Origin of the sequence: Variovorax sp. YR216 (assembly GCF_900107745.1) — a bacterium.
In the GTDB taxonomy this organism is placed as follows: Bacteria; Pseudomonadota; Gammaproteobacteria; order Burkholderiales; family Burkholderiaceae_C; genus Variovorax.
The window spans coordinates 196,385-206,900 of sequence record NZ_FNRO01000010.1 but is presented as its reverse complement, the minus strand read 5'-3'; the positions used below and the strand labels follow the sequence as shown (position 1 = coordinate 206,900).

Below are 10,516 nucleotides of genomic sequence, written 5' to 3'. Positions count from 1 at the left end.
AGAACCAGGCACAGCTGTTCAGCCTGTTCGGATTGGCCAATCTGGTCATCGCCAAGAGTTCGTTGCTGATCGCTCATGGCCGAGGTGCGTCTTGAACATCGAAAGTGGCCTCGCAAGAGGTGCAAAGCGCCCGGCTGGCGGGCCTCACCGCGCGAAGTCGACCAAAATCGCGACCGCATCGCTTCGTGATGTCCTCAGATCCGACGACGTCGTTCATTGATCAGCATCTCCCTAGCGGCTCGGGAGCTATGGCAATTCGAAGCTATCCATCTCGCGACAGCAGCAACTCTTGAAGTTCCGTCTGAATTGCGTGCAAGGTCTTTTCGACCGATGCAGCGCTAGGCCGCTTCAGATAACAAAGCGTCAAGAGCGAGAGCGGATGCACGCCCAGCACCCCGGCGAGTTCATCTATTTTCTGGAGCGTTGGCTGCTTCAACCCGCGCTCCAGCGCACTTACGTACGTCCGATTCGATACTGCATCGAACTTCTCTTGGGTGATGTCTTTCGCAAGACGAACTGTCTTGAGAGCTTGGCCAAATTCCGAGCCGTTCGACAGATTCGTCGCACCTTTCATGCTCGATATTTCGGCATGGCGACACCAATAGGTCTACATCCTATAGGATTCATTTTGACGCATTGCAGCATTTCAACAGCTGCGGCTCAGTTTGGGCGATCCCCGAACATTTCGTCCGCGAAGCCGAAGCATCGCGATCGGAGACTCTCGTCACAGCAGGCAGAGGGCAAGAAACCGCGCCACATATCGCAGGGAAATGCTGCGATCAAGCTCTCACGAAACAGGCGCTGCAAGCCCATGTCGTTGTCGAAGCGGTCCAGTTCAGAATGATCGGTCTCCCCCGATCGCTGAAGTTCGGCAGACCAATTCACGACTATATTTGTGAGTTCGCGACTATGTTTGCCAGTTCGCGACATTAATTGTCGAGATCAGCTTGGCCGCGAAGAACGGCGGCATTTCGCTGCCGGTGACGATCTTGGATTTCTTCGCGAGCGCGATCTCGACCGCGAGCGAGTTGGGCATCGACGACACCGACATGTCCGGCGCTTCGCAGGTGCCCGAGTTGGGCGCCTTGTTGTGCGCATTGCCCAGATGGTCGCCATGCATGTGGCTCACCAGGATGATGTCGATCTTGCCCAGCCGAGGATCCGAAGGGCCGGCCACCGTGCGGCCCGGGTCGTAGAGGACGCGCGTGCCGTTGGGGTCCTCGAAGACCAGCGCCCGGTCCTGCGGGCAGAACTCGCCGTCGATGCCGCCCAGTGGCGTCACCTTCACGTTCTGCGCCACGGCGGGCAATGCCAGGGCGGCAAGGGCGGCGCCGATGGCGGCCAGTCGGTTCAATCGCTTCATGGAATCTCCATCAACAGGGTTGCAAAAAAACCGTGCGGGCCTCAGCCCGCACGTGGGGGTGCGACGGCCGCACCTTCGATGGCGTGCCGCTTCAGCGCGGCAGCCACGAAGTCGGTGCGCTTCATCTGCTCGATGAAGTCGCTCAGCCAGAGCTGTGCCGCGGTGCGGCCCTTGGGCACGCCCATGGCTTGCTCGATCACCATGAAGCGGCCCGGCAGCAGGCGTACGTTACCGACGCGCTGCGCATCAGATTCGAGCTGCTGCTTCACCCCGGCGGCCACATCCAGGTTCTGCGAGAGGAACATGTCGGTCACCGCCGGGGAGGTCGGCGAACGCACCAGCGTGGCCTGCTTCAGCTCGCGCGTCAGGAACAGGTCGTAGGCACTGCCGCGACCGACCACCACGCGGGTGCCTGCGCGGTCGACCTCTTCGTTGCGCTGCAAGGGCGAACTCTTGCGCACGAGGTACGCGCCTTCGATGATCACGTAGGGCGCGGTGTAGTCCATGTCCGCGCCGCGCACCGGATCGATCGCGACGAATGCCATGTCGACCTTGCCGGCCTTCAACGCCTCGACCACGTTGCCGGCCGAGTTGAACTGCACCAGTTCGAGCGGCAGGTCCAGGCGCTTGGCGACTTCACGCGCAAGGTCCACCGACACGCCCAGCGGCTCGCCGTTCTTGCCGCGCGTCGCGAGGATCGGGTTGCCGAAGTTGATGGCCGCGCGCAGCGTGCCCGTCGGCGCAAGCTCGCTGCGCACCGCGCGCAGATCGGCCGGAGGCTTCGCGCCGCAGCCCGCGAGCATCAAGGCACCGGCGCCGCACAGGGCGCGCCGCACGCTGGAGCAATCGTCTTTCATTCGTCTTGACCCTTGCACTTTTGACCGGATCCCGAATCAGGCCGCGTCCGGCATCTCAGTACGATCTTTCCGACATGCGCGCCGGCTTCCATCAGCGCCTTGGCTTCGGGCAATCGCGCGAAATCCATCACCCGGTCGATGCGCGGGACGATGCGCCCCGCGGCAAAGTGCGGCAGCACCTCGGCGATGAAGCGCGGCACCGCCGCGGCCTTCTGTTCCCGGGAGCGCAGCTTGTTGGAGACGCCGAAGAGCGTGAGCCGCCGCGCGTGTAGCGCTTCGAGGTCGATGTCGGCGTGCACCACGCCATCGACATAGCCGACTGTGGCGAGCCGGCCCTCGAAAGCGAGCGAGCGAATGTCTTCGGCGAACACCGTGCCGCCGACGGTGTTGACGATCAGGTTCGCGCCCTGCCCTGCGGTCGCCTCCATCACCGCCGGCGCAAAGTCGGCTTGCCGGGTGCACAGTGCCAGGTCGAGCCCCAGCGATTGCAGCGATGCCAGCTTGTCGGCCGAACCCGAGGTGCCGATCACCTTCGCACCCAGCGCCTTGCCAAGTTGCAGCGAGGCCACGCCGACGCCCGACGAAACGCCGTTGATCAGCAGCCACTCGCCTGCTTTCAGCCGGCCCTGCAGCACCAGCATGTCGAAGGCGACGAGAAAGGTCAGCGGAATGCTCGCGGCCTGCTCGAAGCTGAGGTTCGCTGGCATCGGGATCGCTTCGGCGGCATCCAGCAACGCGTACTCGGCGAACGATCCGGCACACCGCCCCATGACGCGATCGCCCAGTCCGAAGCCGGTCACTTCCGCGCCTGCCGAAACCACTTCGCCGGCAGCCTCTCCGCCGATCGCCTTCCATGCGCCGGCCTTGCCGTGCCCGGGCAGGAACTCGCCGCGGTTCAGCGACGACGCATGCACGCCCACCAGCAGCTGCTGCGGGCCTGGCACGGGGATCGGCACGTCGCGCAGTTCAAGCACGGCATCGGCTCCGTTCGTCTGCATCCAGTAGGACTGCATCGCGGACCTCAGGCGTGCAGGTTGTTCAGCACCGCCCGCGTGAACGACGCGGTGTTGCCCGTGCCCCGGATGTCGCCGGTGCGCGCCTGCCGGTCGGCCACCGCCGCGGTAGTCGCCTTCGACATCGATGCCGCCATGCGCACCGCGCCCTCGTTGCCACGGCTGTGGCCCAGCCACTCGAACATCATGCGGGTCGATTCGATCATCGCGTAGGGGTTCGCGATGCCCTGCCCCGCGATGTCGGGTGCGGAGCCGTGCGTGGCCTGCGCCATCGCGACATCGCCGTCCCCGATGCACAGCCCCGGCGCCATGCCGAGCCCGCCGACCAGCCCCGCAGCCTCGTCAGACAGGATGTCGCCGAACATGTTGGTCGTGACCACCACGTCGAAGCTCTGCGGATCGCGCACGAGTCGCATCGCGAAGGTGTCGACGATCACGTCGTCCACCCGCACATCGGGGTACTCGGCCGCCAGCTTGCGGCATTCCTCGACGAACATGCCGCAGCTCAGCTTGAACACGGTGTCCTTGTGCACGTAGGTCAGGTGCTTGCGGCGCTGCCGCGCGAGCTCGAAGGCCGCGCGTGCCACGCGGCGACTGCCGGCGCGGGTGATGACGCGCACCGAAAGCGTCACCTCGTCCGTGGGCCGGAACTCGCCCGTGCCCGCGACCATGTTGCGATCGGGCTGGAAGCCCTCGTTGTTCTCGCGCACGATGACGAGGTCCACGCCGTCGTGCAGGCAGCCGATGTCCGGATACGACCGCGTCGGCCGCACATTGGCGAACAGGTTGAACTGCTTGCGCAGGATCGGATGCGGGTTGATCGCGTTCGGCCCCTTGGGATAGGCGCGATGCCCGATCGGCCCCAGGATCCATCCGTCGAGCGTCTGCAGCGTCGCCATCGTCCCGGGCGGCAGCGTGTGCCCGTGCGTTTCGAGCGCGCGTGCGCCGATGGGCAACGGATGCCAGTCGATCTGCACGCCATGGAGTTCGGCAGCGGCGCGCGCGATATCGACCGATGCGGGAACGATCTCGTGCCCGATTTCGTCGCCGTCGAGGATGCCGATGCGCAGTGGTGTGGTTTGTGTCACGTCAGGTCCGGAAGAAATGGGTTCATCACGCCGCACAAAGCGCCGTCAGCGTGCGGATGTCGGGCATCGAAGCCAGCGTGCGGCAGTGCCTGGTGATCTCGTCCGCACGCGCCTGGCCGAGCACCGGCGCCACGAGCGAAGAGAACTTCGCCTCGAGCTGTGCATCGGTGAGCGGGTTTTCCAGCGAACCGATGGCGTGGTCGACGTTCACTTCCGCGCGGCGGCCATCGGTCAGCACCGCGGCCACGCGCACCGCTGCTTCGTCGATGCTGTCGTCCACCGTCGCCTGCACCTTGTTGCGCAGCGCGACCACGCGCGGGTCGTTCACCACCGCGTCGGAAAATTCCTCCTCGCCCGCGCGTCCGAAGAGCAGGCCGGCAGCACAGCCGTGGTAGACGCTGAACTTGCCCTGCAGCCCATCCTTCGGCTCCATCTTGCCGGTGAGTTCGAGCACCAGCGAATGCACGCGCAGCTCGATGCGCTGCACCTGATCGGCGGTGATGCCCTGTTCGCGCAGGCGCACGCAGGCATCGATGCTCGGGTGGATCACGATCCCGCACGCGAAGGGCTTGTAGGTGTTGAAGGAAATCTCGAATCGCTCGCCGAGCTCGTCGGTCACCTCGTTCCACGCACGTTTGTCCGAGGCCACCTGCACGAAGCCACGCGGTGCTTCGAGCGCGCGCTCGCTCGCGGTGAAGCCCTGGCTCGCCAGCAGCGCCGACATGAGGCCGGCCCGCGCGGCACCGCCCGGATGAAAGGGCTTGGTCATGGTGCCGAACTGCTCGCGAAAGCCGACCGGTTGCGATGCCGCGATGCCGAGCGCCATCGCGGTCTTCTTCTCGTCCAGGCCCAGCAGGCGCGCGCAACCGGCCGCCGCGCCCAGCATGCCGGTGGAGCCGGTGATGTGCCAGCCCCGGTCGTAGTGGTCCGGGTACATGGTGTTGCCGATGCGGCAGGCCACGTCGATGCCGAGCACCAGCGCGTCGATCACTTCGCGGCCGCTCGCCCCGCGATGCTCCGCGAGCGCGAGCACCGCCGAGGCCACGGGGCCGGCGGGATGAATGATGGTCTTCAGGTGCGTGTCGTCGAAGTCGAAGGTGTGCGAGGTGATGCCGTTGACCAGCGCGGCGCTGGCCATGTCCACCTTCTCCTTGCTGCCGAGCACGGTGGCCTGCGGTGCGGGCTGCAGTAGGCGGACTGCCCCGAGCGCTGCGTTCGCTGCTTCATGATATACCGCACCAATAGCGCAGCCGAGCCAGTTGTAGAAGGTGCGATGGGCCTCCCGCTCGACTGCGTCACTCCAGCCGCGCGAGGCATGGCCGGAGACGAAGCGGGCAAGGATGGCGGTGACCGGGGGTGCCGAGGTATCGGCGGGAACGTGCGTATTGCGTGCCACTGGATCTGAGTCGGTTACGGGGTTGAAAGAAAAAGGGAATCCGCGCGCGGATTCAGTCGTCGAGCCGGATGCCGCGCGCCTTGGCGAGCGCCGTCCACCGCGAGATCTCCGAGGCGATGTACTGGCCGAACTCTTCCGACGTCATGGGCCACGGCTCCACCGCTTCGCCCGAGAGCTTCTCCGCGAGGTCAGGCGACTTGAGCACCGCAACCTGCGTTTCGTTGAGGCGCCTCACGATGTCCGGCGGGATGCCGGCCGGGCCGACCGAGCCATACCACTGCATCGCGTCGAAGCCCTTGAAGCCGATCTCTTCCATCGTCGGCACATCCTTGAGTTGCGCGCTTCGCGCCTTGCCAGTGACGGCCAGCGCGCGCATGCGCCCCGAGCGAAGATGCGGCAACGCCGCCGCAAGACCGGGAAACATCGCCTGCGTCTGGCCGCCCAGCAGGTCGTTGATCGCGGGCGCAATGCCGCGGTAGGGGATGTGGACCATGACGGCCCCGGTCTCCTGCTTGAAGAGCTCCATCGTCAGGTGAGTGAGCGAGCCCGCGCCGGCCGAGCCGTAGCTCACCTTGCCCAGATTGGCCTTCACGTACTTGATGAATTCGTCGACCGTGTTCGCGGGCACCGAGGCGTTCACCGTGAGCACGTTCGGCGTGGCGCCGATCATGCCGATGGGCGTGAAATCCTTGATCGCGTCATAGCTCACCTTGCGCGTCGCGGGCGTGGTGCCGTGCGTGGCGACGTAGCCCTGCATGAGCGTGTAGCCGTCGGGCGCGGCATGCGCAGTGGCCTGGCTCGCGACCACGCCGCCGCCGCCGCTCTGGTTGTCGACCACCATGCTCTGGCCGAGCAGCCGGCCCCAGCGGTCGGCGACCACGCGGGCGATCATGTCGTTGCCGCCGCCGGCGGCCACCGGAACGATGTAGCGGATCGGCTTGGTCGGATAGCTCTGCGCGAAGGCCAGGTGCGGCATCGCGACCGCGGCCGCCGCAGCCTGCAGTAGATGACGGCGTTGCATGTCGTTGTCTCCTTGTTTTGTGGCGCGATCTTCGCCATTCGCGTCCTTGCGGTAAATTGCAAGTTTCTGGTGCTTTATTGCAATTCCTGCATGAATGTATCGCCATGACCAAACCCTCGCTCGCGGACCTGCGCGCCTTCGTCACCGTCGCCGAGACACAAAGCTTCGCCGCCGCCGCGCGTGCGCTGTATCTCTCGCAGCCCGCGCTGTCGCGCCGCATTTCGCACCTGGAAGACATGCTGGAGGTGCGCCTTTTCGACCGCACCACGCGCAGCGTCGCCCTCACGACGCTCGGGCAGCGCTTCCTCGGGCAGGTGCGCGGCCTGATGGAAGAACTCGACCGCTCGGTGCAGAGCCTGCGCGACGCGGCCGAACTGGAGGCCGGCGACGTGACCATCGGCGTGGTGCTCTCGACCATCCACCACTTCATGCCGCCGGTGATCAACGCCTTCCGCGCTCAGCACCCGCGGGTGCTGGTGCGCATCATCGAGGAAGGCGCGGACGAGGTGCTCGCCGCCGTCAAGCAGGGCGAGGCGGACTTCGCGCTCAACTACATCGGCATGCAGGACCCGGAGGTGGAGTTCACTCCGCTGCTGAAGGAGCCGTACGTGCTGGCCGTTGCCGCGGGGCATCCGCTGGCCAGGCGCCGCTCCGTGGGCTGGGAGGAGCTCGCCGACTACCCGCACGCGCGGGTATCGCAGGCCAGCCGCAACCGCCTCTTCATCGACCAGGCGCTGGCCGAGCTGCCACCCCTGCCCCGTCCGGTCTGCGAAGTGCGGCACGTCTCGACCCTGATCGGCCTTGTCGAGCACGGCATGGGCGTCGCGGTGGTGCCGCAGCTCACGCTGCCGCGCAGGCCGGGCTCGGTCGTCGGCGTGCGGCTTGAGAAGCCCGCGATCAGCCGGCCCATCGGCATCATCAAGCGCAGCGGGCGCAGCCTGTCGCCGGCAGCCGAGGCTTTCGCGGAACTGCTCGCGAACGCGAGCCGAGCGGCGCTGGATTCCAGGCGGCGCAGGTAGCACCGGCAACAAAGCTTCGGCGACCGGGCGCCGCGAAGGCAGAATCCGCCTCCGGGCCGGTGAAATGCCGGCGCAGATGCGTTTCTTCGAATTCCGGTGGAGTGCCCAATGGCGATGTTGTTGAGCGAGATCCAGTGGAGCGATCCGGTGCTGCCGGCGTCGCCCAATGCCGAATGGGAAGCCGAACTCAAGCGGCGCGGCGCCCAGGTCCTCGAAGTGGACCGGCGCGTCGCGTCCATCCCCTGGCTGCGCGAGGCCGCCTACCATGCCACCAACTACATGCCCGCCGCCGTGCCCGAGCGGCTGCACCGCATGGGCAGCATGGTGACGGCACAGGAGAACGCATGCCGCTACTGCTACGGCGCCAACCGCGCCTTCATGAAGGTGCTGGGCTATCGCGAGTCCTTCATCCAGCAGGTCGAGCGCGATGTGCTCCTGGCCGAGCTCGACGAGAAGCAGCGCGCCTACATCGCCTTCTGCCGCCGCCTCGCGCGGTCGAAGCCCCGGCCCGCCGCGGCCGAGCGCGCCGCGCTGCTCGCCAGCGGCTACACGCCCACGCAGGTCGGCGAGATCGCGTTCGCGATCTCCTTCGGCTGCTTCTACAACCGCGTGAGCACGCTGATGGCATGCCCGCCCGAGCAGAAGTTCGAGCGCATGGCCGCCGGCCCGATGCGCTGGGTGATCGCCATTGCGATGCGCGTCATGAAGAAGCCGGACGCCCCGGCGCAGGCGCTCCCGGATGCGGCAGCGCTGACGGGTGGCCCCTTCGGCGGGGTGCTCGCGCCGCTTGCCGGCCTGCGTGCGGCCGGCATCATGAAGGCGGCGCTCGACGGCGCCTTCGAGTCCGGCGAGCTGAGCCGCACCGCCAAGGTGCTGATGTTCGCGGTGGTGGGACGCACGCTCGGCTGTCCGCATTGCCAGGCGGAGGCGATCCGGCTGCTGGAGGGTGAAGGCCTCGGGCGCGACGAAATCGAAAACGCCCTCGGCACGCTGCACTCCCCGCGCCTGCCGCAGCGCGAGGACGGCCTTCTCTCGTGGGCCCGTGACACGGTCTACTACGAACCCTCATCGATCCAGCAGAAGACCCGCGCGCTCGGCGCCGAACTCGGCCCGGCCGCGCTGCTGGAAGCCATCGGCGTTGCAGCGCTCGCGAACGGCACCGTCCGGCTCGCGATGCTCCTGGAGTGATGGCGCTGGGCTGGGTACTCGTCGCGCTCGGGGCCGCCGCCCTGGTGGCACTGGCCGCGGTGACGCTGCGCATGCGGCACCAGAACGGCCAGCTCGAAAAGCTGCTGCTGTCCACCGACGACAAGCTGGAGCAGCTCCAACGCCAGTTCGAGCGCTTCGTGCCGGCCGACGTGGTGGAGCGCCTGACCCACGGCGGGGACACCTTCGCGCCCGAGCGCCGGCAGGTGACCATGCTGTTCGCCGACCTGCGCGGCTTCACCGCGCTGTGCGACCGGCTCGATCCCGCGGTCACCGTGAGCATCCTCAACGACTACTTCCGCCACATGACGCTGGCGATCACGCGCCATCACGGCCACGTGACCGAATTCGTCGGCGACGGCCTGCTGGCGCTGTTCGGCGCGATGGAACCCAACCCCTGGCAAGCGCGCGACGCGGTGCTGGCCGCACTCGACATGCGCGCCGAACTGGCGCGCTACAACGCCACGCTGCGCGAGAAGGGCCTGCCGGAGCTTCGCTTCGGCGTCGGCATCCACGGCGGAGAGGTGGTGGCCGGCGTGATCGGCACCGCGGGCCTGTCGAAGTTCAGCGTGACCGGCGACCCGATCAACGTCGCGTCGCGCGTCGAGGGACTGACCAGCAAGTACGAGGTCGACCTGCTGATCACCGAGGACATCCGCCGCGCGCTCGACAACCGGTTCCGCCTGCGGCCGATGCCGCCAGCGGTGGTCAAGGGCAAGGCGGAGCCGATCCAGACCTACTACCTCGAGTGATCCTTCCGGAACGCCGCCTCGCCGGCGTCCGACACCTCCACCCACTTCTTGTCGGGCTCGGCATCCGCGGCGTAGCTGTCGTGCCAGTTCCACCACTTGTAGGGCGGGGTCTGCGGATAGCCCTCGGGCGAGTCCTCCCAGACTTCCTGGCGGCCCAGCGGCGTGATGTCGAGGTAGTTCCAGGTGCCGCCCATCTGCTCGTCGCCGCGGTTGTTGACGAAGTAGGTGCGGAAGATGCGATCGCCATCGCGCACGAAGACATTGGTGCCATGCCATTCGCCGACGCCGAAATCGGCATCGAAGCTGTCGGTGACGGTGAACCACGGGATGTGCGCCCAGCCCATCCGGTTCTGCAGCCGTGCGATGTCCGCCTGCGGTGCGCGCGAGACGAAGACGAGCGTGGTGTCGCGGGCGTTGAGGTGCGACAGGTGCGCGACCTGGTCGGCCACCATCGAGCAGCCCCGGCAGGCGTGCTCGGGCCAGCCGAATACGCCGGGTTCGTAGAAGGCACGGTAGACGATGAGCTGGCGCCGGCCGTCGAACAGCTCTTGCAGGCTTCGCTTGCCCGAAGGACCTTCGAAGACATACGGCTTCTCCACCGCCATCCACGGCATTCGCCGGCGCTCGGCGGCCATCGCGTCGCGCGCGTGGGTCAGCGCCTTTTCCTTGGCGAGCAATTGCTCGCGGGCTGCTTCCCACGCCTGCGGCGAAACGACTGGCGGTGTGTGCATCCTCTGGATTGATGAGGTCATGGCTGCAATCTCCTGGTCTGGAAAAGGCCAGTCTGTCACCGGAGCGCCC

Annotated in this window: 11 protein-coding genes; 3 read left to right on the top strand and 8 right to left on the bottom strand. The window is 66.8% G+C overall.

Going from position 1 to position 10,516, the window contains the following annotated elements:
- Window positions 1–262: 262 nt before the first annotated feature.
- The 7 genes from BLW05_RS23230 to BLW05_RS23200 form a co-directional block, all read right to left on the bottom strand.
- A complete protein-coding gene (locus tag BLW05_RS23230; RefSeq protein ID WP_093165921.1) occupies window positions 263–574 on the bottom strand; it encodes a helix-turn-helix domain-containing protein in 312 nt (103 codons plus the stop codon).
- 333 nt (window positions 575–907) lie between these two features.
- Complete coding sequence (locus BLW05_RS23225; RefSeq protein WP_256330456.1) at window positions 908–1,363, bottom strand: MBL fold metallo-hydrolase; 456 nt, start codon at window positions 1,361–1,363, stop codon at window positions 908–910.
- 41 nt (window positions 1,364–1,404) lie between these two features.
- Complete coding sequence (locus tag BLW05_RS23220; RefSeq protein ID WP_093165937.1) at window positions 1,405–2,166, bottom strand: ABC transporter substrate-binding protein; 762 nt, start codon at window positions 2,164–2,166, stop codon at window positions 1,405–1,407.
- A gap of 50 nt (window positions 2,167–2,216) precedes the next feature.
- Window positions 2,217–3,233 (bottom strand): zinc-binding dehydrogenase, encoded by a 1,017-nt coding sequence (locus BLW05_RS23215; protein ID WP_093165920.1) that lies wholly within the window; start codon window positions 3,231–3,233, stop codon window positions 2,217–2,219.
- An 8-nt stretch (window positions 3,234–3,241) separates the two neighbouring features.
- Window positions 3,242–4,321, bottom strand: coding sequence for an isocitrate/isopropylmalate dehydrogenase family protein (locus tag BLW05_RS23210; RefSeq protein WP_093165919.1), 1,080 nt, complete (start codon window positions 4,319–4,321; stop codon window positions 3,242–3,244).
- Between the two features lie 25 nt (window positions 4,322–4,346).
- Window positions 4,347–5,717: an MmgE/PrpD family protein gene (locus tag BLW05_RS23205; protein WP_093165918.1), complete on the bottom strand. Its 1,371-nt coding sequence runs from the start codon at window positions 5,715–5,717 to the stop codon at window positions 4,347–4,349.
- A 52-nt stretch (window positions 5,718–5,769) separates the two neighbouring features.
- On the bottom strand, window positions 5,770–6,738 hold the full coding sequence (locus tag BLW05_RS23200; protein WP_093165917.1) for a Bug family tripartite tricarboxylate transporter substrate binding protein: 969 nt from the start codon (window positions 6,736–6,738) through the stop codon (window positions 5,770–5,772).
- A gap of 104 nt (window positions 6,739–6,842) precedes the next feature.
- Between BLW05_RS23200 and BLW05_RS23195 the strand changes: the two genes are divergently transcribed.
- The 3 genes from BLW05_RS23195 to BLW05_RS23185 all read left to right on the top strand — a co-directional run bounded on the left by BLW05_RS23195 (window position 6,843) and on the right by BLW05_RS23185 (window position 9,715).
- On the top strand, window positions 6,843–7,757 hold the full coding sequence (locus tag BLW05_RS23195; RefSeq protein WP_093165916.1) for a LysR family transcriptional regulator: 915 nt from the start codon (window positions 6,843–6,845) through the stop codon (window positions 7,755–7,757).
- 108 nt (window positions 7,758–7,865) lie between these two features.
- Window positions 7,866–8,945 (top strand): carboxymuconolactone decarboxylase family protein, encoded by a 1,080-nt coding sequence (locus BLW05_RS23190; protein ID WP_093165915.1) that lies wholly within the window; start codon window positions 7,866–7,868, stop codon window positions 8,943–8,945.
- On the top strand, window positions 8,945–9,715 hold the full coding sequence (locus tag BLW05_RS23185; protein WP_093165914.1) for an adenylate/guanylate cyclase domain-containing protein: 771 nt from the start codon (window positions 8,945–8,947) through the stop codon (window positions 9,713–9,715). The genes BLW05_RS23190 and BLW05_RS23185 overlap by 1 nt, the downstream gene beginning before the upstream one ends.
- Here the strand turns inward: BLW05_RS23185 and BLW05_RS23180 are convergent.
- Window positions 9,703–10,446 (bottom strand): DUF899 domain-containing protein, encoded by a 744-nt coding sequence (locus BLW05_RS23180; protein ID WP_093165913.1) that lies wholly within the window; start codon window positions 10,444–10,446, stop codon window positions 9,703–9,705. The genes BLW05_RS23185 and BLW05_RS23180 overlap by 13 nt on opposite strands.
- Window positions 10,447–10,516 lie beyond the last annotated feature (70 nt).